Origin of the sequence: Bacillus sp. OTU2372 (assembly GCF_038440275.1) — a bacterium.
Taxonomy (GTDB): domain Bacteria; phylum Bacillota; class Bacilli; order Bacillales; family Cytobacillaceae; genus Neobacillus; species Neobacillus bataviensis_B.
In genome coordinates this window covers 517,688-544,095 of sequence record NZ_JASATK010000002.1, presented here as the reverse complement: position 1 = coordinate 544,095, position 26,408 = coordinate 517,688, and the positions used below count along the sequence as shown (strand labels likewise).

Sequence of the window (26,408 nt, the reverse complement as noted above, 5' to 3'; positions counted from 1 at the left end):
GGGGTGCGAGATGAAGCTGCTGGTCATTTACACATATCCAAATCACCAAAGTTTAAATTATGCATTTTTACAAAAGGTGATTAAAGGTAGTAATGAAAATCCTAATATTAAGGAAATGCAGGTCTTAGATTTATATGAAGAGAAATTTAATCCACTCCTGGTCTTTAACGAACAAAAACGCAGACGTGATATGTATAAGGAGCCTAGTACTGAAAAATATAGAAAACAAATTATTTGGGCTGACAAGATTGTTTTTATCTATCCAATTTGGTGGGGGAGACCTCCGGCAATGCTTATGGGATATATAGATCAATTATTTGCTGCCAATTTTGCATATAAAGACAAGAAAGGGCCTTTCCCAGAAGGGCTTTTGAAAGGTAAGTCTGTTGTATGTGTATCAACCATGAAAGGACCTGCCCACTATCCATTACTTTGGTTACATAATGCTCATAAAATTCTAATGAAAAAAGCCTTATTCAATTTCGTTGGCATCAAGAAGGTGAAGTTCTTTGAATTTGGAAATATGGAAAGTCCTAAGGGAAATCAAATGAAGAAGCTAGAAAGGATTTACAGATATTTTAAAAAGATAGATCATTGAGAGGTTAGCCCTCATAATGATCTGTTTTTTGTTATATACAGTTTAACCGGTAATTCTATTCTTTAGTTAGTAAATCTAGGTATTTATTACCGGTATAATTTTATTGAAAAAAAGTAAATGAAAGCGTTGACAATTAATTTAAACATGATAGAATCAAAGCATAAACAAAACCAAAAACAAAATAAAACATTCCCTTTTAGGATTGTTACTGTCCGGCAGGCAAAACCTAAATTACTCAAAGTATGAGAATGCTATGTTCTTATATTCTGAGTAGTTTAGGTTTTTTGTTTTTCTTGGACTGAAAGCGAATACAAAAATGGCTTTATAAATTATGGAGGTGTTTTTTATGGCTAAAAAGGATTACACAGGATTAACAAAGGACATTTTAGAGTTAGTCGGCGGGAAAGAAAATATTAACAGTGTGTTTCATTGTGTGACAAGACTTCGTTTTAAATTAAAGGACGAGAAAATCTCCAAAACAGACGAAATCAAAAATTTAGAGGGCGTTGTGACCGTAATGCAAAGCGGCGGGCAATATCAGGTTGTTATTGGTAACCACGTACCTGATGTCTATGCAACGTTCTTACAAGTAGCGAATATGAGTGGAGCAGTTGATAATGATGCGGGAGAAGAAAACAAAGCAGGATTACTTGCTAGATTTATAGATATGATTTCTGGAGTATTTACTCCGATACTAGGCGTTTTAGCCGCAACAGGTATGATTAAAGGTTTCGCTGCACTAATCCTTGCTTTAGGCTGGGTGACAGCTACATCAGGAACTTATAACTTACTAAATATCGCAGGAGACGGTTTATTCAATTTCTTACCAATTTTCTTAGGATACACAGCAATGAAAAAATTCGGTGGGACACCTTTTATCGGAATGGCAATTGCCGCGGCCTTGGTGCATCCGACATTGTCAACGTTAACAGCAGGAAATCCGCTTTATACACTATTTAAAGGTTCATTATTCCAGTCTGATATTCGCATTACATTCTTAGGTATTCCAGTTATCATGATGAGTTATGCTTCATCCGTTATTCCAATTTTACTTTCAGCATTTTTTGCAGCAAAAGTAGAAAAAGGTTTCAAAAAAATTGTTCCAGATGTTGTAAAAACTTTCGTAGTTCCATTTTTAACTATTATCATTATGGTTCCATTAACTTTCTTAGTGATTGGTCCAGTTGCTACATGGGCAGGTACTCTTCTAGGTGCAGCGACACTATGGATTTATAAGTTAAGCCCTGTTGTAGCCGGTTTAATACTCGGAGGATTCTGGCAAATATTCGTTATCTTTGGACTTCACTGGGGACTCGTTCCAATCGCCATTAACAACTTAACAACTTTACATTATGACCCAGTGCTAGCAACAACCGTTATGGTATGTTTCGCACAAATTGGTGCAGTATTAGCGGTTATGTTAAAGACAAAAAACAAGGGATTGAAATCACTAAGTGTTCCAGCTTTCATTTCAGGTATTTTCGGTGTTACTGAACCAGCTATCTACGGTATAACGTTACCACTTAAAAAACCATTTATTATGAGCTGTATTGGTGGAGCAGTCGGCGGTGGTATTATTGGTGCTACTGCAGGTAAATTATGGATGTTTGGTGGAATGGGTATTTTCGTTTTCCCAGCCTTTATCAAACCAGGTTCATCACTAGATATGTCGTTCTACGGAGCAATCATTGCATTAGTTGCAGGCTTTGTAGTAGCGTTTGTTTTAACTTATCTATTCGGTTTCAAAGATCCAGCAAATAAAGAAAAAGCAACTAATGAACCAAAGACAGTAAAAGTGATCGATAAAAACCGTACGCAAGAGGTTGCAAGTCCGTTAAAAGGAAAAGTCATTCCATTAAATCAAGTAGAAGACGCAGCATTTTCAAGTGAAGTTATGGGAAAAGGCGTTGCGATTGAACCATCAGAAGGAAAAGTAGTTTCTCCAGTTAACGGTGTGGTAACCACACTATTCAAAACCAAACATGCAGTTGGCATTACATCCGATAATGGCGTGGAAATCCTCATTCATGTTGGCATGGATACTGTTAAGTTAGAAGGTGAACACTTTACCGCTCACATCAATCAAGGAGATACCGTCAAAGCAGGTGATTTATTAGTAGAATTTGACATCGCTAAAATTAAAGCAGCGGGTTGTGAAGTAACAACACCTATTATCATCACCAACACTGGAGATTACGCAGAAATTAATCCAACAGCAAAAAAAGCAATCGAACAGAAGGAAACATTATTAACGATTTGTGGTTAATTTAAAAAGGAAGCGTGGGGACGGTTCTGCTGCTTCGGAATCCGGAAGCACGAGAAACGTCCCCATGCTTCACAAAAGTGCCTTACCCATTTGGGGTGAAGGCATTTTTTGTTGTTCAGTGAAGTGTGTTAGAATTTTTAGGTGAGGTGGGGAAAGTGGAGCAGCTGATTTATACACTTTTGGCTTATATAAATAATTCTCTTAATAAGGATATCAATTATTACATAGCGAAAAGTCTTTTGGAACATATCCATAAGATAGAGAGTTTTTCATTAGAAAGTGTTGCAGAGGCATGTAATGTGGCTCCTTCGACAATTAATCGTTTTTGCAAAAGGATTGGTTTTAAAAATTTTTCAAATCTAAGAAATAGTGTTGCTGTTCCAATGGGAGCCTCTTTTCACGAAAACGGGGATTCGGAATTAAATACACAGCTGTTTTTTAAACAATTAAATGAAAATATTGAGATGATAGATAATATCCCAACGTCTCAGATTGATCAGATAGCAAATCAAATTAAGAAATCGAGAAGAATTGTGATCTTAGGTTTTGAAAAACATCAAGTTCAAGCAATGGAATTGCAAAAAAAGCTATTCCTTCTTGGAAAGCTATGCGAATGTGATACAAATCTATTTAAACAAATTGATGCACTATCTGATTTATCGGATGAAGACATGATTATAACGATTTCCATTCAAGGAAATATCCTTTCTAATCATTTACCAATTAGTGAAAAAATCAAAAACGCTAAAGGTAAGAAACTGCTGATTACTTTTTCTAGTGAGCTTCGTAACTTGGAAATGTTCGATGAAATCTTGCAATGTGGCAAAATTGAGAATGGTAGTGTTAGCAGCTATACCCTATTGCGATTGTTCGATGTCTTATTCAGTCGCTACCAGCGTTTTTTGGAAATCTAACTTGGCTTCAACTGGTCTTAAATAGACCAGTTTTTTTTGTTGGTTGATAGTATGATTAGCTTATTAGCAAACCCTTTATAGTAATGAAATCACTTTTTTATAAAAAGACAAGACTAATTATTTAACAATAGGAGGTATTCTAATGGAAAAGAGACGTTTTCCTGAAGGTTTTTTATGGGGTGGCGCAACCGCCGCTAACCAATTAGAAGGTGCTTATAATGAAGGCGGTAAGGGGTTATCGATTTTTGATATGGTTACCTTTATCCCGAAAGAAGAGCGTAAAAACGACATCGAAATGGATGTCAGAAGTGAAGAAGAATTAGAAGGGCTATTAGCAGGAAATGAGGGTGACAACTTCCCTAAACGCCGTGGAATTGATTTTTACCACCGCTATAAGGAAGATATCGCCTTGTTTGCTGAAATGGGCTTTAAAACTTTTCGGATGTCGATTTCTTGGCCGCGTATTTTTCCAAATGGGGATGAGTTGGAGCCAAATGAAGAAGGCCTGGCATTCTACGACAAAGTGTTTGATGAACTATTAAAATATGGCATTGAGCCTTTGGTGACTTTATCTCACTATGAAATGCCGCTTCACTTGGTGCAAAAATATAATGGCTGGACCGACCGCCGCTTAGTCGATTACTTTGTCCATTATGCAGAAACTGTATTTAATCGCTATAAAGGCAAGGTAAAATACTGGTTAACGTTTAATGAAATTAATGTATCAACCATTTCTCCGTATATTGGCAGCGGGATTCTTATCGACCGTGTCGAGCATAAAGAACAAGCCGTTTATCAAGCTCTGCACCATCAATTTGTGGCAAGTGCACGGGCGGTAAAAGCCTGTCATGAAATTATCCCAGATGCGATGATCGGCTGTATGCTGGCACGTATGGAAGTATATCCAGAAACATGCAGTCCAGATGATGTTTTAGCGGCATTAGAAGAAGATCAAAAGAATCTATTCTTCACAGATGTTCAAGTACGCGGCTATTATCCAAGCTATATGCTAAGTTATTTTGAAAAAAATAATATCCAAATTGAGATGTTACCAGGTGATGAGGAAATCTTGTTGCAGCACCCAGTAGACTTCTTATCATTTAGCTACTATATGACGATGGTGACAAGTGGGAATCCTGATCGATTAAAAGAAAGAGGAAACTTCTTCAGCGGAATTAAAAACCCTTATTTAGAAGCATCTGATTGGGGCTGGCAAATCGACCCTAAGGGCTTAAGGATTACCTTGAAGAAAATGTACGACCGCTATCAAGTACCTTTATTCATCGTGGAAAATGGATTAGGAGCCTATGATAAGGTAGAAGAAGATGGCTCAATCAATGATGATTATCGGATTGATTATCTACGTGCCCATATTGAACAAATGGGAGAGGCCATCAATGACGGAGTAGAAGTGATGGGTTACACCAGCTGGGGCTGTATTGATTTAATCAGCGCAAGCACCTCAGAAATGTCTAAACGTTATGGATTCATCTATGTCGACCAAGATGATTATGGTAATGGTACATTAGAAAGAAAGAAGAAAAAATCATTCCATTGGTATAAGAATGTAATTGAAACTAACGGTGAAGATTTGTAATTGCCGAATGGAAGCATGGGGACGGTTCTCCTGCTCTGGAAGCAAGAGAACCGTCCCCGCGCTCGCAAAGTGTCTTACCCTATTGGGTAAGGCATTTTTTTGTTGTTTTGAATCATGCGTATTTGATTTGTTGAGAAAAATAGACTTAAATGAAAGAGTGACTAATCTGTGAAAGAGTGAAAAAATGATGGATATTTCCTTTAAAGCAATTTCAATTACAAACGAAATTGATCTAAACAAAATTGCTTTACAATGCGGCATTCCAAAGAAGTTCACCTGGGAAGAACCTTTAATCCTGAGAGGACGCATCCTCCAAACCATTCTAGGGAAAGAAGTGGACGAATCGAAAAGTGTTCTGGTTTTTTCGTTTGGATGTGTTGTATTTATTAATCACTCGACGGACGATGAGATCAAGGTTTTTTTAAACTACCTCCAAACTTTCGAGCCGGAAATGGATCTGAAAAACATAGGCAGGTATTCGGACGATTATAGTCTTCATATCAATGAAAAAGCAGCCCTTGAATTGACCGACGAATATGTAGTTGTACCTGAATACGAGCCTTTTTACCCTGAATTAATTTCTACTGTTCTTGCAAAATCGGTTGCTCTTGAAAAAACGGAGGAACAATTAGAGGGCATTCACGACAGGCTCGAAACCATGATTGACCGGCTGGAAAAAGGGAAGCTGCGAATAGGCAACAAAGAATTGGCAAGGACGACCGCAAAAATTCTACGTCATGACTATAACACCTTAGCCTATATCATGATTTTGGATAAGCCAGATATCACTTGGACGAGCAGTAATGCCAACGAATTTTACGACAAAATGATGGATTTTTTTGAATTGAACGACCGCCATGTAATTTTAAAAAGCAAAACGGAAATTTTATATAACATCATTGATGGTTTCTCCACCATTAGCCATTCAATTCGAGGACTGTTCGTAGAATGGATTGTCGTAATTCTTATTGTGATTGAAATCGTAATAACGGTCTTACAGATTATGGGTTGGCTCCCTTGAGAGCCTGTTTTGGTCTCTTTCGTTGTTTACCCTAATATCGAATACCTGTCAAAAATAATACCCAAACCCCTGCTTACCATGGAAAAAGCAGGGGTTTTGACATTGGTTCAAGTACATAATCGTGTTCTCCAAGCAATTGGGTATTTTCTCTAATTTAAAACAAGGCTTTTCCAATAGGAACAAGCATCCAATACCTTCAATAAAATAAAACTAGCTGAGCTAGTACAATTTGTTCGGAGTATTCAACAGAAGGAGCAGGGGGAAAATGGGAGCGATAAACGGAAAAGATTTTATTGAACGTTTAAATAAGTTGGAAAATGAAATTTGGTTTGATGGTGAAAAAATTAAGGGGAAAATATCTGAACATCCTGCCTTTAAAGGGATTCTTAAGACAAAGGCTTCTTTGTATGATTTGCAAAATGAACCCGAGTTAAAAGAAGAGATGACATTCTTTTTACCAGATAAAGAAGAACCGATTGGAATCTCCTATTTGCAGCCAAAAACAAAAGAGGATTTAAAGAAAAGAAGAAAGATGATCGAACACTGGGCGCGAATCACTCATGGAATGATGGGAAGAAGTCCTGACTATATGAACACAGCTGTAATGAGCTTTGCCTCTTCTGCCTCCCTTTTAAATGATAGAAAAAATTGCTTTCCTGAAAATATTAAATCCCTATATGAACGAGCAATGGATCAAGACCTCTCGTTTACCCATACATTTATAACTCCCCAGGTAAATCGATCCCAGGGCTATTTGGAACTTTCCGAGCAGCCAATCTCTGCTAAGGTTATTGATAGAAATGAAAAAGGGATTGTGATAAAAGGTGCACGTCTACTCGCTACTCAAGGCGGTTTAACGGATGAAGTTTTGGTTATTACTGCGCCAAGACTATTTCTTGACCCTGATGAAGCCTTCGCTTTTTCTATCCCATCTAATACGAAGGGATTAAAATTCATTTGCAGAGAATCCTTTGTAGGTGGAGAATCCTCTTTTGATTATCCGCTTAGCTCAAGGTATGAGGAAATGGATTCAATCGTTGTTTTTGATAATGTTTTAGTTCCTTGGGATCGAGTATTTTATTACGATAATGTGGAAGCAGCTACTGATTTCATGAGTCGAACCTCCTTTCACACCTTTGCTTACCATCAAGTAGTGACAAGACAAATAATAAAAACAGAATTTATTCTCGGTGTAGCTCAACTTCTTGTTAAGGCTATAAATGTTAGTGAATATCAACATATACAAGAAAAACTTTCTGAAATCATAATTGGTCTTGAAACAATGAAAGCATTAGTAGAGAAGGCAGAAAACGATGCAGAAATAGATGAGTGGGGGTTTATGCGTCCTAGTATGGTTCCGTTACAAATCGCCTGTAACACTTTTCCTAAAATTTATCCCCGTTTTTGCGAAATCATCCAATTAGTGGGGGCCAGTGGAATGGTTTCAATCCCAACTGAGAAATCCTTTGATTCTGAAATTAGGGCAGATCTAGACCAATATCTACAAGCACAATGTATGAATGCAGAGGACCGAGTCAAATTATTCCGCTTGGCATGGGATCTTACCATGAGCTCATTTGGTACAAGGCAAACCCATTATGAAAGATACTTTTTTGGTGACCCTATTCGATTATCTAGTAATTTGTACAGGACATATCCAAATGATGACTATGTTAAAAGAGTAAGTGAATTCTTAAATCTAAATATAAAGAGTGATGCAAAATGAAAGGCACGGGGACGGTTCTCATGCTTCCGGAAGCATAAGAACCGTCCCCGTGCAAACTCGTGCTCATTTATTTTTTGACCACGTTATATCGTTTTAAAGCAAATTTTCCAAATAGAGTAAGGACCCTATCCATAATAAACCCCATTAATCCCAGTATTACGAGACCAACGAAAATCCAATCAGTTTTAAAGTACAACCTGGCATTCCAAATCATGTAGCCAATTCCTTCATTCGCCGCAACCATTTCAGCTCCGACGATGGCCATGAAAGAGGAGCCCATTGCGAGCTTAGCTCCAGTGAAGATATATGGAAGGGAAGCTGGAATGATGACATGGAACATGATTTGTACTTCGGACGCCCCCATGCTTCTAGCGGAACGAATTTTATCTTCTTCCACAAAAAGTACACCCGTAATCGTATTGATGATGACGATAAAAAAGGTGGCATACATGATTAGAAAGATTTTGGATTGCTCGCCAATTCCGAACCAAAGCATGAATAAGGTAATAAAGGCAAGGGGAGGAATAAAGCGGACAAAGTTAATAATTGGATCCAGCAGCACTCTAAGTGCCGAGAAGCGGCCAATTAATAAACCAGTCGGGATGGCAATCAAATTCCCAAGAGCCCAGCCAATAATTACTCTCAAAAAGCTGGCCCCCATGAAAGTGAATAATGAGCCATCCTTACTAAGATCCACCGCTCCTTGCCAAACAACTAATGGGCTGGGCAAAAACTGAGGATCGGAAAGCGCCGCGGCAATGCTCCATATTAAAATAACCAATAACCACCCCAGCACGCCGCTCTTTAAGACCATTCTCATAAGGGAAAACTGTAATCGAATTTTCGGCAGGGAAGCTTGATTTCCTTTTATTTCATTTCTTTGTGCGTACACTTCTTTTCCCTCCTTTTAATCAAAGTGTGATTGGATCTGTTGATAAAGATGATGAAATTCTTTGTCTGTAAAATCTCTTGGATAAGCTAAAGGAATTTCATAGATAGTAGAAATATTAGATGATGGACCAACAGACATGACGCCAACTCTTTGACCAAGTAAAAGGGCTTCTTGAATGTCATGGGTGACAAAGATAATCGTTTTATTCGTCTCTTTCCAAATTCTCACCAATTCTTGCTGCATCGTTCGACGGGTCATTGCATCCAGGGCGCCAAAAGGTTCATCCATTAGTAATATATCCGGGTCATTTGCTAAGACCCGCGCTAATTGGACCCGCTGTTTCATTCCTCCTGAGAGTTCCTTTGGAAATTTCCCTTCATGCCCCTTTAAGCCAACAAGTTCGATGAAGGAAGAGGACGTTTGCTCACGAATTGTTTTTGGAACCTTCTCCATCTTTAGTCCAAACTCCACATTTTCTTTAACGGTTAACCAAGGAAATAGGGCAGAATCAGCTTGCTGGAAGACAACGCCTCGGTTTCTTCCAGGTTTATGGACTTTTTCATTATCAACTAATACCTCTCCAGCTGTATTTTTGATAAATCCGGCAATAATGCTAAGTAGTGTTGACTTCCCGCAGCCGCTGGGACCTAGCAGGATATAAAATTCACCGCGTTCAATCGTTAGATGAACATTCTCTAAAATATAGGTAGAATTACCATTAAACGATTGAGATAACCCAGAAATGGAGATCACTGAGGATTTTTCAATTTCTTTAAGGGCCGTGTTCATAAGGTCCTCCTCCTTTTCTTTGTCTAGCTCCAGCGCCTAGCCCCTCGATGGTCTACAGCTTATCCAGTTGCGGCTCCTTGGGACTCGAAGCCTAAGCCACCCCCTGAAGAAGGCAAAAAGCGCCTTCTTGCAGGGTACGTCTTAGGCTAGAGTCCCAGGACAGTCGCCTCCACATTTAGAACAATCCGTCCAAAAGGTTAAAAAGCAACCTTTCGGCCGGCTCGTCTTATGCTTGGCTACAGAAAGCTATCGCTTTCTGTACGCATTAAGGGCGACTAGTCTTTGACCCTGCTTTCGCCGGCCAGTCGACAAGTCGCCCTATATCGGGGTTGACCAAGGCGCTTGCGCTTTTCTTAATAGTTAACAGACTCAGGTAATGCCTTTTTAAGCGGCTCTAAACTTAATTTATCATCCAAACTAAATGACTTACTTAATATTCCTTTCTCTTCCATCCAACTTTTCATTTCCTCTAGATGGTTAGCATCTTCCTTGGTAAAGCCAAGTACATAATTATTTCTATCAAGATCCTTTAATACACCATCTTCTGGCAGTTTCAATTGTTCAAAGGCCAGCTTTGCTGTTTCCTCTTTATGATTTTGGACATATTGGACTCCTTCATTTAGAGCTTTTAATGCATTTTCAACCGCTTTAGGGTTTTCTTTAACCAATGCCTTTTTTGCAAGAAGGTAACTATCAATTGTTATGCCTGCTCCAGTTAAGTCATCAATTTGATGGACACCTTCAATACTTTTAAATTTTTCTAAAAGGGCACCGCTCACCCATACCGCGTCAATATCTCTTTTTTTCACCCCTACAATGGCTTCATCAGGTGTGCTGTAAGGCACATAGGTGATATCTTTTTCGCTTAAATCATGGGCTTTCAGATACTGTGCCCAAACGAATTCATTAACGGTCCCTTTATTGACTCCTATTTTCTTCCCTTTTAAATCAGCTGCGCTTTTAATATTGCCATTCGCAAGCAGTTGATTGGCCTTTGAAGTCTTATCATTTCCTCTCGTAAGGGTAGCTACTATGACCAAATCTCCTTTTGCTAATGAATTAATGGCAACATAATCAGCCGCAATCCCCGTATCTGCTTGTTCTGTTAAAACGGCATTGATCGTATCTACACCCATTGCAAAATTAGAGAGCTTAGCATCTACGTTTGAATCTTTAAAAAATCCTTGTTTTTCTGCCTGCCTAAATTGAAGTGATCCGCCTGCCGCGGTATCAATGGCCATTCGAATGGGGTTTGTCTCACTTCCGGCTGCTTTTGTACGCCCCGAAGTTTCTTTCGAGGAGTTAGAGCATCCAGCTATTAGTAAACTACTAAATAACGAAAATAGGATAATAGAAGATTTTAATTTTTTCTTTTTCATTATCATCATCCCCTTTAGCTCTTATTTGATTGGAGTTTAATGGTTTCATCTATTCTTGCGACGCAAAGTGCTCCTTCTTCGTAGGATTCTTCAGTACCTGCAACCGCAACGATTGAATCGGTGCCGATACCTGCCGCATTAGGTACTCTAAATGATGCCACATCGAGAGGCACAATCTCTTTTTCTTCTGGCCTTTCAAGCTGTGGCACCCATTCATATGGGAGGCGGTAAGCACGATAGACCATATTCGAGTTTCGACCGTTTTTATAAGGGGAGATATATTCCCAAACAAGTTCATGTTCACGTGTGACTTCAAATATTCTGCCGTCTGCTCCTTCAGTTATCAGCGTGTTTCCGTTTGGCAGCCTTTGGGCGGAACTGATATAAGGGCTGTAAAACCGGTATGAATCTAATGGAGCTTGGAATCCAGCTTCCGTAGGTGTATATTGCCATTCAATTTCAAGCGTGACAGGATTGATTTCTAAGATTCTTGAATGATCACGAACAGCATTTTTCGAACCATAGGGAGATGCAGGGTTCGGAAGACCATAACCACCCCAGCCACCATTATCAAATACAAGGAGATTGCCTTCACCCGGCAGGCCTTGCGGAATAATATGGGCATGGTGCTGACCAATAATCCATCCGATATGTTTCACATCTGGTGTTGAATAATCCGGTCCAAGTTTCCAAACGATTTTTCCCGTCTTCTTATCAATAATCGCAATAATATTTGATTCTCTAGCATCCCAAATAATATTATCTGGATGGAAGCGCTCATCTCCTTGATCGTAAAATTTATTAGGCCCTATCGTAGACATGGAGTTAATATGCATCCAATCTCCGTCTGTATCATTTCCAAAGCCTCTTAAATTCGGATCACGGAAGAGTACATTCTTGGCACTTTCATCAAATCCAAGCTCATCGAAATGATCACTAACCGCCCATTCCCAAAGGATATTTCCTTCCCAATCGACCTCGACAATAATGTCATCTAGTAGTGGTTTGTCAGAGATTTCAGGTTTATGGACGTTTCTATGAGCCAAGATAAGCGTCTTTCCACTGTCTACTTTCGATTCCAATCCTGGAACATAGTAGCCAACCGGATTGCCTTCACGCTGGTAATCATGATGAGCTCTCGCCATCCATTGTGGTTCATGACCTGGGTCTTCTATGTATTCGATCCGGTCAAATTTCCAGACAATGTTTCCGTCCCAATCGACTTGAACCAAATCTGCTTCATCTTGGAAACTATATTTAGGATCTCTTTGTTTCGTATGCCCCAAAACATAACCGCCCGGCAGCATCTTATTCGGAAATCCCCGCAGACCTTTCCACAAGTGAACTTCCTTTCCATTCATATCAATTAATAAGGCACCATGATCAGCTGCTTGAAAAATGGTATAGCCGCTCCAGGCTTTTTGAGGATTATAAACGGTTGCTCCTGTTGGATAAATAGATGGATGACCCATATTAACACTCCTTGTTTTTTAGTTTAATAAATAAAAAGGATATAGAAATGAATAGGAAACGATCATTTCTATATCCTTTGGTTGACCAATCGGATAAGTTTGCTATTTAACTAGTTAATTTATTACAAGACTCCTCCTGTATTGTAGAAATAAAAAAGGATACAGAAATGAATGAAAAAATCATTTCCGTATCCTTTGGTCGACCAATCGGATATTTCTATTACAGTATTAGAAATCTTCTATTACCTGTAAGTTTAATCTAATTATTCCGATTAATCAAGTAGGTTTAATGAAGTTTATTTATTTTTTTTGAGAGGGAAGCAAAGGGGAAGCAAGAGAACCGTCCCCGTGATTTTCGTGATTTTTAATATACTGATTGGTAGCCAAAGCTCTCTGATATCTGCCGGCTTACTTCCAAAATAAATTCACTGTGAGGATCGGTTTCGCTTTTCGGTATTTGCTCGGAGAAACCAACAATCGCCACCGCACCTAAAAGATCCCTTTTGTAATTTAAAACGGGAAAAGAAACAGAGGAGACGGAAGGTACAAGCGGTTCTCTTGCAAATGCAATTTCCTTTTCCTTAATGTTCAATATCTCTTTTTCCAGTTGCTGCAGCTGTTCTTGGGGGATCCTTTTACTTTCACTTTCTTTCCAGCTCTGAATAATATCCTCATTCGAGAAAGCTGTAAAAATTTTACCGGCAGCAGAAAACAGCGGCAGCAGCGTTCCAATGGTTGCCCCAATATTAAAGCCTTGGCTTACATTAAACATCTTAATAACCATCGGGCCATTATTGGTCCAAATAGAAAATAACACCGTACTGGAAGTTTTGCTATTAAGCAGTTCTAAGTAAGGTGTAATCCGATCAAGGACATTTTCCTGGTCAACCGCCGCCATGCCGTATTCCACTAATTTGCTGCCAAGTAAGTAAGCACCAGACCCCTTATCCCGATAGAGAATTCCCAGTTGAGTAAAGGTATTAAGATATTTATAGAGATTACTCTTTGTTGTCTGTGAAAGCTCTTGAATTTCAGAAAATTTTATTGGCTTTCCATGTTTAGCAATTAAATCAATAATCCCCATGCCAATTTCTAAGGATTGAATGGTAGCCCCTTTTTTAACATTTTCCATATTGCCCTCCAATACATCTACCGATAGTTTATATGTTTTAAAATAACAAACTCCATCTTACTTTTAAAGAGAGAGACTTAAGATTAACTCCAAAATTTATTTTTTAAATGTTAATATTGACAATAGTCAGAATACTGTTTTATCATAATAGTGACCATTGTATCCTATTAGTGGATACAATGAATATAAAATTACTACGCAATGAAAGAACATGAAATGACACATAAAAACAAAAGGGGAGAATCGAAGATGAAATTGATAACGTTTTCAAGAGAAGGAGTTTCACGTGTAGGAGCAGTAGAAGGAAATAATGTAATTGATTTAAATTTAGCTTACCAGTCATTGCTAGAATCTGAGGGGCAACTTCGCTACCGCCAAATTGCTGAAGCATATGTTCCTTCAGACATGAATGGTCTTCTACAAGGAGGCAAGGAAAGTTTAGCGAAAGCTGAGGAAGCGATTCAATTTGCCCTAAAGAATAAAGAAGACAAAGGCCGCAAACTTGTCTTGTCCACAGATGAGGTAAAAGTAGAAGCGCCTGTTCCAAATCCAGGGAAAATGATCTGCGTAGGTCATAATTATCGGGAACATATTTTGGAAATGAAACGTGAAATTCCACAACATCCGGTTGTATTTGCAAAGTTTGCTAACACTGTTATTGGTCCCGAAGATGATATCCCGTTCTTCCCAATTTCAGAGCAGCTTGATTATGAGGCAGAATTTGCCTTTGTCATTGGCAAAAGAGCAAGAAATGTATCACAAGAAGATGCCTTAGACTATGTGGCCGGTTACACGATTGTAAATGATGTTACTTACCGTGACATCCAGCGCCGGACTCTTCAATGGCTTCAAGGAAAAACAGTTGAGGGAAGTGCCCCAATGGGTCCATGGCTTATTACAACCGATGAACTAGAAAACCCATCTGGTTTAGAGGTTGTTTTAACAGTGAACGGTGAAGAAAGACAACATACGAATACTGCTAATCTTGTATTCTCTGTTCAATACTTAGTTGAATTTTTATCTAACTTGATGACTCTTGAACCAGGAGATGTCATTTTAACAGGTACCCCAGGCGGAGTAGGGTTTGCGATGAACCCGCAGACCTTCCTTAAAGATGGCGATGTCGTCAAAATCGAAATTGATCAAATTGGTTCACTAGAAAATACGGTCAAAAAAGTGGCTGTTGAGGTGAAATTATAATGACATCGACTACGATTCAGCTAGCTATCGAATCGGTTCAACAATCGTTAGATCAAATGATTAAAACAACCAACGCCCTTTCTGAGGAAACCATTCGCTGGAAACCAAGTGAAGAAGAATGGTCCATCATGGAAATCTTATGTCATGTATTAGAAGCTGTTCCTTATTGGATTGGTGAAATCAACTATTTAAAAGCGAATCCGGGAGCAGAATGGGGAAGGAATCACCTTCAGCAAGCACGTCTTGATGCAGTTGCAGCTGCGGATCAGCGGAGTGTGGAGGAAATCGTTAACGAACTTACTAGATTAAAAGATCAAGTGGGAGAAGAACTCGGCAGCTTAGATAGCGATACTTTAGCAGCTGAAGCACCGAGCCGTAATCCTAATTTTGGAACAAAACCAATCTCGTTTATAGTGAACCACTTAATTGTGGAGCATGCGAGTAAGCATTTTGGACAAATCCAACGAAATCTATCGAAACTAGATTAATAAGGGGAGGGTTTTTAATGGCTGAGAAAACAGAATTTATGGGTAGTAAACTGGTGTTGGACTTTAATAAAGATCTTGAACAATATAATCTAGGACCGCTTTGGGAGGCAATCCCGGCATTAATGCATAAACAGCCAGAACCTCAGGCACAGGCTTATCTGTGGAAAGGCGAAGTGATTTATAAAAAATTAATGGAGGCTTCCACCATCTTTACTCCTGATCGCGGTGGAGAAAGAAGAGCGATTTATTTCCAAAACCCAGGATTAACGTATCGGCAGCCGTGGGGCTGGGCTTCGACTACACAAACCCTTTATGCAGCAGCACAATTGATCTTGCCAGGAGAGAAAGCCCCATCACATCGTCATTCACAAGCGGCACTTCGTTTTATTACGCATGGTGAAGGTGCTTATACAATTGTGCAAGGTGAGCGGATTTTTATGGAAGAAGGAGATTTCCTAATTACACCAAAGAATCTTTGGCACGGTCATGGTCATATCGGTGATAAACCAATGATTTGGATGGATGTTCTTGATATTCCAGTAATTTATTCCATGGGTGGTACCTTCTTTGAGCCTTATCCAGAGAAACTTGAAGAACCGAAAGTCCCTGATAACTTCTCTTCACATCGCTATGAGGGAGGAATGGTTCGACCAATCGCTGACCGTTATCCAATGTCTGCTCCGCTTGGTTCATATAAATGGAACAAAACAGAAGATGCCATTAAAGGTTTAAGCAGATATGAGCCTGACCAATATGATGGTTATGCTGTAGAGTACATTAACCCATCAACAGGTGAAACGGCGAATAAAAATATTGCATCCTGGATGCAGAAGCTTCCGAAAGGATATCATTCCAAAGCGCATCGCCACACCCATGCGACGATTTATAATGTATTTAAGGGTTCTGGTTACAGTGTCATTAATGGTGTTCGTTTTGATTGGTCAGTAGGAGATTATTTTGTAGTTCCAAACTGGGCATGGCATGAGCATGTTGCCGATGAAGATTCGTACCTGTTCTCAGTCAGTGACCTGCCAATTATGGAACAATTTGACCTCGAACAAACACAAGCATACGAACAAAATAAAGGCCATCAAACCATCACAGGTGAATTTAAACCAAAATTGGCCTAATTTGAAAAACCGTTCCTTCATTTATATAGAAGGAACGGCTTTTCTTTTGGGAAGATGTGGGAGAACGGGGACGTTCCTCATGCTCCGGAAGTATGAGAAACGTCCCCGTGCTTCCCTAAACCCCCTGAATTAGTTAAAATATAAGGAAATGCAGATGATTCGTTTGCGATTTAATTAAATTGGCGGGGGAGAGCATTAAAATGAATAGAGTAGTGATTACAGGTATTGGAGCCGTTACTCCTGTAGGGAATGATGCTCTTACAACATGGGATAACATTAAAAAAGGGGTTTCAGGTATTGGTCCTGCAACTATATTTGATGTAGATAAAGTAGATGTCAAAATTGCTGCTGAAGTAAAAGACTTTAAGCCAGAAGCATTTATGGATAAAAAAGAAGCAAGAAGAATGGGACGTTATAGTCAGTTCGCTGTTGCTGCTAGTAAAATGGCCGTTCAGGATGCAGGCATTGAGATCGGTGTGGACATTCAGCCTGAACGCATCGGTGTTTGGATTGGGTCTGGAATTGGCGGCTTAGGGGAATTCGAGGAACAGCATCGGAAATTTATTGAAAAAGGCCAAAGAAGGGTAAATCCGTTTACTATTCCCATGTTTATTCCGGACATGGCGGCAGGTCAAGTTTCCATAGAACTTGGAGCAAAAGGAATGAACAATTGTTCGGTGACCGCATGTGCGTCTGGGGCCAATTCCATCGGTGATGCATTCCGTGTGATTCAAAAGGGTGATGTGGATATGATGGTAGCAGGCGGTACAGAAGCAACGATTACGGAGATGACTGTTGCTGGTTTCTCTAATATGACTGCTCTTTCAAAGAATCCAGATCCCAACACAGCAAGCCGGCCTTTTGATAAGAACCGCGATGGATTTGTGATTGGCGAAGGCGCTGGAATTATCGTATTAGAAGAATTAGAGCATGCTTTGGCCCGTGGTGCCCACATATATGGAGAACTGATTGGCTATGGGGCTACAGGTGATGCTCATCATATTACAACCCCTGCGCCAAATGGAGAGGGCGCCCAGCGTGCAATGAAATTCGCATTAGCAGATGCCGGGATTTCACCGGAGCAAGTGGATTACATCAATGCACACGGGACATCCACTTATTATAATGATTTATACGAAACCCTAGCGATTAAAGAAGTGTTTAAAGAACATGCTTATAAGCTTTCGGTAAGTTCGACCAAATCAATGACAGGCCACCTATTGGGCGCGACCGGAGCAATTGAGGCTATTCTATCTCTCTTTGCCATCAAGGAAGGCATCATTCCTCCAACCATTAATTATGAAACACCAGATGAGGGACTTGACTTAGATTATGTACCAAATAAGGCGAAGAAGAAGGATGTACAAGTGGTCCTATCAAATTCATTAGGTTTTGGCGGACATAATGCCACATTGATTTTTAAAAAATTTACTGAATAACAATAGATGGGTCCTCTGAAGGAAAAGGTAAAAAAAGAAGGTATCTAAAAATCTTTTAGATACCTTCTTTTAAGATTACTGAGCTTATACTTTTCTAATTTGTTTGCTTCGTAACTGTCCGCACGCGGCATCAATGTCTGTTCCATGTTCTTGGCGGATTTTGCAATTAACCCCGCCTTTTTTCAACGTATCATAAAACGAGAGAACCGACTCCTGTTCACTTCTTTGATATTGACTATGTTCATCCACTGGATTATAAGGTATTAAGTTCACATAGACCTGTTGTCCTAGAGGACGAAGAAGTGAGGCAAGCTGCTCGGCTTCTTGCTTATGATCATTTACATCCCTTAACAGAATATATTCAATCGTAATTCGACGATTTGTTTTTTCTATATAATACTCCATCGCCTTCATGAGTTTTTCAATGGGAATGGCACGGTTTATTTTCATAATACGAGAGCGAAGCTCATTATTTGGCGCATGTAAGGAGACAGCCAAGTTTACCTGCAATTGTTTGTCTGTAAATTCAACAATCTTGTCCGCAAGACCGCTGGTTGATACGGTGATACGTCTAGAAGCAATTGCAAGCCCTCTATCGTCCTTAATCACCTTGATAAAGTCTAATAAATTTTCAAAATTATCAAATGGTTCACCAATTCCCATTACGACCACATGACTTACCTTTTCTCCTTGGCCTTTTTTGTCCAGATGCAGTTGGACGTTCATAATCTGCTCGACAATTTCTCCGCTGGATAAATCCCGGCTTTTCGCTAATAAACCGCTCGCGCAAAAACTGCATCCTATATTACATCCTACTTGCGTGGTTACACAAACCGAAAGGCCATATTTTTGGCGCATTAAAACCGTTTCAATTAAGTTGCCATCCTGCAATTTGAACAAGAACTTAATCGTTCCATCGGCTGATTCTTGCTTAATATGCTCCTGTAAGGTTTGGATCACAAAGTTGTCTGACAGGAGTTGAACACACGCCTGATTAACATCTGTCATTTCAGAGAAAGATGTAACGCGCCTTTGATAAAGATATTCCCAAATTTGTTGTGCCCTCGACTTTTTATGGCCGTTCTCGATCAGCCATGCTGTCAATTGATCTATAGTTAATCCATATATGGATTCTTTATTCATTACGTACCCCTCTTTTCATTAAACATCCTTTTAACATAAAAATTGCTTTATAATGAATTGAATAGCTTTAAATAGAGCTCAATCAATTACAAATAACCACTTCTCGAATAAATACCCCTTTTTTAGCAACAGCTCGATCAATAATCGAAAAACCTGCTTTTATTAGGAGTCCATCGACGGGTTCAACGGTGACCACGACTACTTTATTTGCAAAACTTCGTGCACTCTGAAGCATTTCCAGCTGTTCTTCAGGGGTTATCACCGAACACAAATTATAAGGCAAATCAATAATGGCTACATCATAATGGTTGGTGATTTCACGCATATCTGCTAGGTTTATTTCTCCAGTTAGACCAAAGTGTATCATATTTTCTCGTGCTCCTGGGATAATCAGCTGATTTCGGTCGCTTCCCACCATATCAATTCCCATTGATCGGGCTTCGACGAGGACGGTGCCAATTCCACAGCATGGATCGATTGCCTTAATTCCGTTTGGATTTGGGATGGCGATATTGACTACCGCTCTAGCAACACGTGTGTTGAGTGCGGTGGAATAACCATTTGGCTTCTGTTGGTGTCTAAACCAAACCGACTCACTTTTTACATACTCACCGAATACCCATTTTTCGTTTACATGCATGACTCCAAATAATCGATCTGGATGACGAAGATCTGCTTTACCCTTAATGTGTAACCCGATTTTCCGTTCAATTTCACGCCGTTTCTCGAATTCGTCTTGTTTATTTTTTAGCAGATCCCTATTTTTTACATATATAACTTTAAAAGTTACCCCGTTCATTTGTAAAGTTTCTACCTGCTTGTACAGATCCTCAAGGCTTTGCGCTTCATATATCACACTAATTCGTTCTTTCATAAACGGACTTCGCGTCGGATCAATTTTTACGAAGGATTCCAAAACGTTTGATTGAGATACATCACCGAAAAAAGATCGCATTTCCAGAGCACACAATGAGCGCTCATCTTCAGAAAAGGCGTACGTGTATATATAAGTCGTTAGTCCTTGGTTAACATCCAATTTTTGTTTATTTAGTAATATATCTATTTCATCTTCACCTCAAGAGTAATCTGAAAAACAGTAATAATAATCATCAAAATTATTAACTGATTTATTATATCAAGAAACGGAGCATAATTAAAAATAACTGTTAAGTGAAAGATATCCACTTTATGGGAGTAGAACCAGTGGAAACTCCAACAGCAGATGATGTGCTGATTGTGAATTTATCAGGACCCTGGAGATAAAGATGTGAGCAAGTTTTTGATATGTTAAAAAATAAATAGAATAACTCAAGCCCAATATATTAAATGGTGCATATTGGTAAACAAAATAGACATTATTTTTCAATTGAAAAGTATTCGAATATTTGTTAAAATACAAATAAATTTAAAAGGCTATGTGTAACTGGCGAAACACGGATAACCGTGAGGGAGCACATAGTGTCGAAGCCGTTCGCCTGGGCAGAGGTAAGGGAAGAAGAAGGATCCCTTACCTCTTTCTATATATTAGGAGGCGATCTTCCATAATTTTGTAGAAAGTAACTATAGTAGTTTTGCTTGATGTAGGATTATTGAGGAAATTAAAAACTATCATATCTAAAGCGAGGTATACAAGATGAGCACACTAGTTATAGACAACGTGAAAACAATTAAAACATTAAATAATATCGCAGAAAGCGGGTTAAAGGTATTCAATAAGGGGAATTTTTCAATTGATAATGACAGTGAAAATCCTGATGCTATTGTTGTTCGTAGTTTTAATATGCATTCACTTGATTTTAGCGATAACTTAAAAGCAATTGCACGTGCTGGAGCTGGTGTCAATAATATTCCCGTCGACAAATGTACGGACCAAGGAATTGTTGTTTTTAATACACCTGGTGCGAATGCGAATGCCGTAAAAGAGATGGTATTAACCTCATTGATTTCTTCTTCTCGAAACCTTTTTGCAGGTGTGGCTTGGACAAAGACCTTAGTAGGCGAAGGAGATCAGGTACCAAAGCTTGTCGAAGCAGGTAAAAAACAATTCGTAGGGAAAGAAATTAAAGGAAAGACGCTCGGGATTATCGGTTTAGGTGCAATCGGTGCGCTTGTAGCAAATGATGCCCTTGATTTAGATATGGATGTAATCGGGTTTGACCCGTTCATTTCTGTTGATACAGCATGGAACTTGTCTCGTAATGTACAGCGGGCTATGACAATTGAACAGTTGTTCGCTGAGTCAGATTATATTACTGTTCACGTGCCTTTAACCAATGATACAAAAGGGATGTTTAATCAAAATACATTTAGCATTATGAAGCCTGGTGTTCATATTTTGAACTTCTCCCGTGGTGAATTAGTAAATGAAGTGGATATGGCGGTAGCACTTGAAGAAGGGACCGTTGGCAGGTATATTACAGACTTCCCGAATGAAACTGTATTAAAAATGAAAAATACGATTTCCATTCCTCATCTTGGCGCTTCAACAGCGGAATCAGAGGAAAACTGTGCAATTATGGCAGCTCGTCAGGTGAAGGAATTTTTAGAAACAGGAAACATTAAAAACTCAGTCAACTTTCCAAACGCTGAGCTTCCTTACACAGGAAAACGTCGTGTCGCAGCTTTCCACAAAAACATTCCAAATATGGTTGGGCAGATCACTTCAGCTATTTCTAGCTATAATCTGAACATCGCTGACATGGTAAATAGAAGCCGCAACGGATTTGCCTATACGATGATTGACATTGAAGATGAAGTAAACGGCGAAATCATTCCTGGATTGGTAGAGAAAATAAGCCAAATCGAAGGAATCGTTACAGCACGTGTTATCTAATCATTCAAAATAAAAGAAGCACAGGGACGGTTCTCCTGCTCAATGAAGCATTAGAACCGTCCCTGTGCTTTATTCATTATAGATTGGTGACTTTCATAACAGATTCTGAAGTGGTATTGCTTTCATGGATGTGGGCATTCTTCGCTGGCACTAATGCAAGGGCTAATGCCGCTATTAATCCTGGAATGGCAAATGCAATGAAATTCATGTGTATAGGTAAAGAAATCGATAAGAGGAATCCTCCTAATAGTGGTCCAAGCATACCGCCAATTCTGCCGATGCCAGATGCCATCCCTAAGGCAGTGGATCTGACGGATGGGGGATAGTACTGGGATACATAGGCCTGTACAATATTTTGTGCACCAATTGTCGCAGCACCTGCGATCGCTACTAAGAGGTAAATCAAAAAGGAACTTCCTCCAAATCCCAGGATGGTCAACGCAACTGCACCTGAAGCATACATTGGGACAAGCATCCTTTTGGAACCGTATTTATCACAAAGCCGTCCGATTATCAGCGTTCCTATAATGGCACCGCCTTGAAGGGCAATTAAGAAGGCTAAACTTGAATTTAGTCCATATCCTGCTTCAATCATTAACTTTGGAAGCCAAGTATTTAAACCGTAAACCATCAACAAGCAGCTGAAAAAGGCAGTCCAAAACATAAGGGTACTTAATACCCTCTTATTTTTAAATAGACCAATAACTGGAAAGTCAGACTCTTTTGATTTGATTTCTACAAATTCGTCATTTTGATTATAACTTAATTCTGGATTTAGCCTTACGAGAGTGGAAAGTAATTCTTCCTTTTTCCCTTTTCGGATCAAATAGCTAGCCGTTTCCGGTAATTGCTTATGGATAAACGGCAAAAGTAATAGAGGCAGACCTGCAAACCAAAAGATGGATTGCCAGCCGAAATTAGGCATTAAAAGAATTCCTAATAATGGAGCAAGGATTCCTCCGACCGAATAGCCGCACAGCACAATGGAGACGACCATACTTCTCATTGTTTTTGGTGCATAATCGGTCAACAATGCGATGACATTCGGCATAATTCCTCCCAGTCCTAATCCTGCAAAAAAGCGTAAGGTTGAGAAAACAGTAGGTGTATTTGCAAAGCCGCATAAGAATGTAAATAAACTAAACAGAATTAACGTAATACTAATAACGCTTTTCCTTCCAATACGATCTGCTAGTGTTCCGAAGAGTATAGCACCGAACATCATCCCAAATAATCCATATGTTCCAATAGCACCTGCTTCGACAGGAGAGAGGTGCCATTTTTCAATTAGGGTTGGTACTACGGTCCCATATACCACCAAATCATATCCATCAAATGAAATAATAAAGAAACTCCATAAAAGTAAGCCTAGATGAAAACGGTTAAATTTACTTTTAGCAATAACCTCTGCTGTATTAATGGCTGCCAAATAATCTCCCCCTCATTTTTACCTGAAAATCAATGATAACGCTTACGAAAATGCATTTACTTTTGTCACTTTGCTTATTAAACATCACCTACACTATAGAAATAGTGAATATTGTTATCTATTTAGAGATTATAAACAGAGAATCACTAAATTTCAATATAAAAAAATTAAATATTAATAGTTTTCTGCAAATTAGCGCAAGCAAGTGAATGGAGTTTTGGTTCTATTAATTTAATTATTAAATTAAAAAAGCGAGGTTTTCCCCGCTTTTTTGTTTGCAGTCTCTAAAAATCGTTCTAATCTACAGTAGCCCGATAGCCAAATCCAGTTGATATCTCTTTGCTAATTTCAATCAAATAATGACTTAGTTCATCTTCTTCATTTTGAGGTATTGACTCGGAAAAGCCTACAATCGTTACTGCTCCTAGGAGTTTCTCTTTGAAGTTAAATACAGGGAAAGAAATGGAGGATACAGATGAAACTAGGGGTTCCCTTGCAAAGGCAATTTTTCTCTCCAGAATGAATCTGCGTTCTTCTTCAAGTTCTATGACCCTTTCTTGAGGAAGCTGGATGAATTCTTTCTCCTTCCATTCACGAATCAGCTGCTCATCCATAAAGGCCCTAAACAATTTCCCTGTTGAAGAATGAATGGGAAGAAGTGTTCCTTTCTGAGCTCCAATATTAAACCCTCGGTTTGTGTTAATTTCTTTAACGACCATAGGACCATTATGAGTCCAGCTGGAAAAAAGAACGGTACTCGAACATTTCACATTAATTTCTTGCAGATATGGTGTAATTCGGTCAATAACATTTTCTTGATCTACTGCAGACATTCCGTATTCAATCAACCTGCTTCCCAGAACATATTCTCCGGAATCTTTGTAACGATAAAGGATCCCTAATTGAGTAAAGGTATTTAAATATTTATACAAATTACTTTTTGTAACCTTTGTTAAATCGTGAATATCTGTAAATTTTAACGGCTTTCCTTGTTTGGCAATTAAATCTACAATCCCCATTCCTACTTGTAATGATTGAATGGTTGTTCCTTTTTTTAAGCCTTCCATCGTGAACCTCCTATAAGAAACCCTCTCTTATTCTTATCTTAGCATAGCAGTTTACCCATATCCCACTACCAAAGTTAATATCTAGATTTCTGAATACATTTTTTTTTGATAATATTGACAACATTATAAAATTTAATCTATTATATAAATAGAGAAAAGAGTTATCTATTTCGATAAATCAAAAGAAAATGTTTATCTGAGGTGATGGAATGAAGAAATATTTGGTATTGATTGAAAGAAAACCTTCTTTCACAGGCAATTTCATTCAAGACCATCGTGAATTTTTACAGAATTTGAGGGAAGTTCAAACACTAATTACTGCGGGTGGATTTGAAGACCAAACCGGAGGAGCATATGTGTTGCAAGCGAAATCTTTAGAGGAAGCAAGAATGGTTGTGAAAAATGACCCAATGAATCATGAAAATGAATCCGTTTACAAAGTGAAAGAATGGAATGCGGTTTAGCGGTATTTTTTAAAAGAATAGACTTTAAATTTAAAAATGGGGGATGGAATAATGACTAATTTAGAAAAAGCAGTACTTGTGATTGGCGGCGGAATTGGTGGATTAGGGGCTGCACTTGCAGCAGCAGAGGCAGGTCAGAAAACAGTGGTATTCGAACAAGCACCTCAGTTTGGAGAGATTGGGGCAGGGATTCAGATGGGACCTAATGCTATGGCAGTCCTTGACCGATTTGGGCTTGCTGATGAAATCACAAAGTATGCTGTTTTTCCACAACGACTTGTATTAAAAGATGTTTACACAGCAAGGGAATTATCGGTCTTAGATTTAGGGGAAGAATTTAAGGAGAAATATGGTTTTCCTTACATTGTATTGCATCGTTCAGATTTACATCGAGTATTATTCGAGGCTTGTGAAAAGAATCCGCTTATCAGCCTAATTAATGACCAGGTTATTGAAACAGTTGAAGAAACTCCAGCCGGTGTAACGGTTATAAATCAAAGGGGTGAACAATTTACAGGAAAAGCGGTTATTGGAGCAGATGGTCTCTGGTCAAAAACTCGTAAGTATTTTTCCGATGATCGGCCAATTTGTTCCCAATATGTAGCATATCGGGGCACGATTCCTATTTCTGAAATTAGTTCCGGAGCAAATATGGATGATGTAATTATGTGGATCGGTCCGAACCTTCATGTCGTTCAGTATCCTGTGCGCAGGGGAGAATTATATAACCAAGTTGTTGTTTTTAAAAGCCTTAATTATAAGGAAGAATCTAATGACTGGGGAACTCCTGAAGAAATGGATCGAGTATTTGAAGGGTGTCACCCTCTTGTTGAAAATGCTTTATCGTTCATACAACGCCAAATCCGCTGGCCAATGTATGACCGTGAGCCAATTGAGAATTGGACAAAAGGGAATTTCACTCTGCTTGGTGATGCTGCACATCCAATGCTTCAATATTTGGCACAGGGTGGGTGCCAAGCGTTAGAAGATGCTTCTTATTTAGCTGATATGCTTAAGGTTTATGGGGATAACTTTGAAAAAGCATTCACAGCCTATCAAGAAGAAAGAATTCCGCGTTCAGCAAAGGTGCAAAAATCGGCACGTACTTGGGGAGAGATAATCCACGCTGAAAATCCGGTTTCCATTTTGCTCCGTAATACTCTTTTAGAGAATAAGGAAGCTAAGGAATTTGAAATGATTGACTGGTTATATGGATATAAAAAAATTCCTGCTAAGATTTGATTGCTGTCACAATGGAAGATAAGTAAGGGGCATCATCGGATTAGGAAAGGTGCCCCTTTTTTATTAGATAAGAAAGTATAAAAGTTTATAACTTTGAGAATTGTCTAGCTCCAGCGCCTAGCCCCTCGAGGTCATAAGCCAATCCGTCCAAAAGGTTAAAAAGCAACCTTTCGGCCGGCTCGTCTTA

22 protein-coding genes and 1 riboswitch are annotated in these 26,408 nt (G+C 39.0%); of the genes, 13 read left to right on the top strand and 9 right to left on the bottom strand.

The annotated features are described in order from the left end of the window. Window positions 1-10: 10 nt before the first annotated feature. From AAHB15_RS07500 to hpaB, 6 genes are all read left to right on the top strand, one after another. Window positions 11-598, top strand: a complete 588-nt coding sequence (locus tag AAHB15_RS07500; protein WP_335574883.1) for an NAD(P)H-dependent oxidoreductase — start codon at window positions 11-13, stop codon at window positions 596-598. 346 nt (window positions 599-944) lie between these two features. Continuing rightward, window positions 945-2,864: a beta-glucoside-specific PTS transporter subunit IIABC gene (locus tag AAHB15_RS07495; protein WP_342042105.1), complete on the top strand. Its 1,920-nt coding sequence runs from the start codon at window positions 945-947 to the stop codon at window positions 2,862-2,864. A 155-nt stretch (window positions 2,865-3,019) separates the two neighbouring features. Continuing rightward, window positions 3,020-3,778, top strand: a complete 759-nt coding sequence (locus tag AAHB15_RS07490) for a MurR/RpiR family transcriptional regulator (protein ID WP_342042104.1) — start codon at window positions 3,020-3,022, stop codon at window positions 3,776-3,778. A 142-nt stretch (window positions 3,779-3,920) separates the two neighbouring features. Continuing rightward, window positions 3,921-5,375: a glycoside hydrolase family 1 protein gene (locus AAHB15_RS07485; RefSeq protein WP_342042103.1), complete on the top strand. Its 1,455-nt coding sequence runs from the start codon at window positions 3,921-3,923 to the stop codon at window positions 5,373-5,375. Window positions 5,376-5,559: 184 nt separating this feature from the next. Then, entirely contained in the window at window positions 5,560-6,396 is an 837-nt protein-coding gene (locus AAHB15_RS07480; RefSeq protein WP_342042102.1) for an RMD1 family protein, read from the top strand. Window positions 6,397-6,661: 265 nt separating this feature from the next. Then, a complete protein-coding gene (gene hpaB / locus AAHB15_RS07475) occupies window positions 6,662-8,122 on the top strand; it encodes a 4-hydroxyphenylacetate 3-monooxygenase, oxygenase component (RefSeq protein ID WP_335574888.1) in 1,461 nt (486 codons plus the stop codon). A gap of 67 nt (window positions 8,123-8,189) precedes the next feature. On the opposite strand, the gene AAHB15_RS07470 is transcribed toward hpaB, so the two are convergent. From AAHB15_RS07470 to AAHB15_RS07450, 5 genes are all read right to left on the bottom strand, one after another. Further along, window positions 8,190-8,942 (bottom strand): ABC transporter permease, encoded by a 753-nt coding sequence (locus tag AAHB15_RS07470; protein ID WP_335574891.1) that lies wholly within the window; start codon window positions 8,940-8,942, stop codon window positions 8,190-8,192. A gap of 87 nt (window positions 8,943-9,029) precedes the next feature. Next, window positions 9,030-9,803, bottom strand: a complete 774-nt coding sequence (locus tag AAHB15_RS07465; RefSeq protein WP_335574889.1) for an ABC transporter ATP-binding protein — start codon at window positions 9,801-9,803, stop codon at window positions 9,030-9,032. Window positions 9,804-10,156: 353 nt separating this feature from the next. Beyond that, window positions 10,157-11,182 carry an ABC transporter substrate-binding protein gene (locus AAHB15_RS07460; RefSeq protein ID WP_342042101.1) on the bottom strand — a complete coding sequence of 342 codons (1,026 nt, stop codon included), beginning with the start codon at window positions 11,180-11,182 and terminating at the stop codon, window positions 10,157-10,159. A 14-nt stretch (window positions 11,183-11,196) separates the two neighbouring features. Then, on the bottom strand, window positions 11,197-12,654 hold the full coding sequence (locus AAHB15_RS07455) for an aryl-sulfate sulfotransferase (protein WP_335574177.1): 1,458 nt from the start codon (window positions 12,652-12,654) through the stop codon (window positions 11,197-11,199). Window positions 12,655-13,018: 364 nt separating this feature from the next. Beyond that, complete coding sequence (locus AAHB15_RS07450) at window positions 13,019-13,786, bottom strand: IclR family transcriptional regulator (RefSeq protein ID WP_335574178.1); 768 nt, start codon at window positions 13,784-13,786, stop codon at window positions 13,019-13,021. A 249-nt stretch (window positions 13,787-14,035) separates the two neighbouring features. Between AAHB15_RS07450 and AAHB15_RS07445 the strand changes: the two genes are divergently transcribed. From AAHB15_RS07445 to fabF, 4 genes are all read left to right on the top strand, one after another. Next, window positions 14,036-14,986: a fumarylacetoacetate hydrolase family protein gene (locus AAHB15_RS07445; protein WP_098532207.1), complete on the top strand. Its 951-nt coding sequence runs from the start codon at window positions 14,036-14,038 to the stop codon at window positions 14,984-14,986. After that, window positions 14,986-15,474 carry a DinB family protein gene (locus AAHB15_RS07440; protein WP_335574179.1) on the top strand — a complete coding sequence of 163 codons (489 nt, stop codon included), beginning with the start codon at window positions 14,986-14,988 and terminating at the stop codon, window positions 15,472-15,474. Before AAHB15_RS07445 ends, AAHB15_RS07440 begins: the two co-directional genes overlap by 1 nt. Before the next feature lie 17 nt (window positions 15,475-15,491). Then, window positions 15,492-16,604, top strand: coding sequence for a cupin domain-containing protein (locus tag AAHB15_RS07435; protein WP_342042100.1), 1,113 nt, complete (start codon window positions 15,492-15,494; stop codon window positions 16,602-16,604). A 194-nt stretch (window positions 16,605-16,798) separates the two neighbouring features. Further along, a complete protein-coding gene (gene fabF, locus AAHB15_RS07430) occupies window positions 16,799-18,043 on the top strand; it encodes a beta-ketoacyl-ACP synthase II (RefSeq protein WP_342042134.1) in 1,245 nt (414 codons plus the stop codon). 84 nt (window positions 18,044-18,127) lie between these two features. Here the strand turns inward: fabF and rlmN are convergent, their stop codons facing one another. Next, entirely contained in the window at window positions 18,128-19,186 is a 1,059-nt protein-coding gene (rlmN, locus tag AAHB15_RS07425) for a 23S rRNA (adenine(2503)-C(2))-methyltransferase RlmN (protein ID WP_342042099.1), read from the bottom strand. 82 nt (window positions 19,187-19,268) lie between these two features. After that, window positions 19,269-20,060 (bottom strand): TRM11 family SAM-dependent methyltransferase, encoded by a 792-nt coding sequence (locus AAHB15_RS07420; protein ID WP_342042098.1) that lies wholly within the window; start codon window positions 20,058-20,060, stop codon window positions 19,269-19,271. A 535-nt stretch (window positions 20,061-20,595) separates the two neighbouring features. Next, window positions 20,596-20,674, top strand: a riboswitch (ZMP/ZTP riboswitch). Window positions 20,675-20,819: 145 nt separating this feature from the next. Between AAHB15_RS07420 and AAHB15_RS07415 the strand changes: the two genes are divergently transcribed. Continuing rightward, a complete protein-coding gene (locus AAHB15_RS07415; protein ID WP_335574184.1) occupies window positions 20,820-22,019 on the top strand; it encodes a phosphoglycerate dehydrogenase in 1,200 nt (399 codons plus the stop codon). 76 nt (window positions 22,020-22,095) lie between these two features. Here AAHB15_RS07415 and AAHB15_RS07410 read toward each other — a convergent pair whose 3' ends face one another. After that, window positions 22,096-23,448 (bottom strand): MFS transporter, encoded by a 1,353-nt coding sequence (locus tag AAHB15_RS07410; protein WP_342042097.1) that lies wholly within the window; start codon window positions 23,446-23,448, stop codon window positions 22,096-22,098. Window positions 23,449-23,744: 296 nt separating this feature from the next. Next, a complete protein-coding gene (locus tag AAHB15_RS07405) occupies window positions 23,745-24,515 on the bottom strand; it encodes an IclR family transcriptional regulator (RefSeq protein WP_342042096.1) in 771 nt (256 codons plus the stop codon). A 209-nt stretch (window positions 24,516-24,724) separates the two neighbouring features. Between AAHB15_RS07405 and AAHB15_RS07400 the strand changes: the two genes are divergently transcribed. Together AAHB15_RS07400 and AAHB15_RS07395 are read left to right on the top strand one after the other, a co-directional pair. Further along, window positions 24,725-24,979 carry a YciI family protein gene (locus AAHB15_RS07400; protein ID WP_342042095.1) on the top strand — a complete coding sequence of 85 codons (255 nt, stop codon included), beginning with the start codon at window positions 24,725-24,727 and terminating at the stop codon, window positions 24,977-24,979. A 51-nt stretch (window positions 24,980-25,030) separates the two neighbouring features. Then, a complete protein-coding gene (locus tag AAHB15_RS07395) occupies window positions 25,031-26,221 on the top strand; it encodes an FAD-dependent monooxygenase (RefSeq protein ID WP_342042094.1) in 1,191 nt (396 codons plus the stop codon). Window positions 26,222-26,408 lie beyond the last annotated feature (187 nt).

Bases quoted from the DNA above. Each gene is read 5' to 3' on its own strand.
- AAHB15_RS07500 (WP_335574883.1), top strand. From the start codon at position 11: ATGAAGCTGCTGGTCATTTACACATATCCAAATCACCAAAGTTTAAAT.
- AAHB15_RS07495 (WP_342042105.1), top strand. From the start codon at position 945: ATGGCTAAAAAGGATTACACAGGATTAACAAAGGACATTTTAGAGTTA.
- AAHB15_RS07485 (WP_342042103.1), top strand. From the start codon at position 3,921: ATGGAAAAGAGACGTTTTCCTGAAGGTTTTTTATGGGGTGGCGCAACC.
- AAHB15_RS07480 (WP_342042102.1), top strand. From the start codon at position 5,560: ATGATGGATATTTCCTTTAAAGCAATTTCAATTACAAACGAAATTGAT.
- hpaB (WP_335574888.1), top strand. From the start codon at position 6,662: ATGGGAGCGATAAACGGAAAAGATTTTATTGAACGTTTAAATAAGTTG.
- AAHB15_RS07470 (WP_335574891.1), bottom strand. From the start codon at position 8,942: ATGAGAATGGTCTTAAAGAGCGGCGTGCTGGGGTGGTTATTGGTTATT.
- AAHB15_RS07465 (WP_335574889.1), bottom strand. From the start codon at position 9,803: ATGAACACGGCCCTTAAAGAAATTGAAAAATCCTCAGTGATCTCCATT.
- AAHB15_RS07460 (WP_342042101.1), bottom strand. From the start codon at position 11,182: ATGAAAAAGAAAAAATTAAAATCTTCTATTATCCTATTTTCGTTATTT.
- AAHB15_RS07455 (WP_335574177.1), bottom strand. From the start codon at position 12,654: ATGGGTCATCCATCTATTTATCCAACAGGAGCAACCGTTTATAATCCT.
- AAHB15_RS07450 (WP_335574178.1), bottom strand. From the start codon at position 13,786: ATGGAAAATGTTAAAAAAGGGGCTACCATTCAATCCTTAGAAATTGGC.
- AAHB15_RS07445 (WP_098532207.1), top strand. From the start codon at position 14,036: ATGAAATTGATAACGTTTTCAAGAGAAGGAGTTTCACGTGTAGGAGCA.
- AAHB15_RS07440 (WP_335574179.1), top strand. From the start codon at position 14,986: ATGACATCGACTACGATTCAGCTAGCTATCGAATCGGTTCAACAATCG.
- AAHB15_RS07435 (WP_342042100.1), top strand. From the start codon at position 15,492: ATGGCTGAGAAAACAGAATTTATGGGTAGTAAACTGGTGTTGGACTTT.
- rlmN (WP_342042099.1), bottom strand. From the start codon at position 19,186: ATGAATAAAGAATCCATATATGGATTAACTATAGATCAATTGACAGCA.
- AAHB15_RS07420 (WP_342042098.1), bottom strand. From the start codon at position 20,060: ATGAAAGAACGAATTAGTGTGATATATGAAGCGCAAAGCCTTGAGGAT.
- AAHB15_RS07415 (WP_335574184.1), top strand. From the start codon at position 20,820: ATGAGCACACTAGTTATAGACAACGTGAAAACAATTAAAACATTAAAT.
- AAHB15_RS07405 (WP_342042096.1), bottom strand. From the start codon at position 24,515: ATGGAAGGCTTAAAAAAAGGAACAACCATTCAATCATTACAAGTAGGA.
- AAHB15_RS07400 (WP_342042095.1), top strand. From the start codon at position 24,725: ATGAAGAAATATTTGGTATTGATTGAAAGAAAACCTTCTTTCACAGGC.
- AAHB15_RS07395 (WP_342042094.1), top strand. From the start codon at position 25,031: ATGACTAATTTAGAAAAAGCAGTACTTGTGATTGGCGGCGGAATTGGT.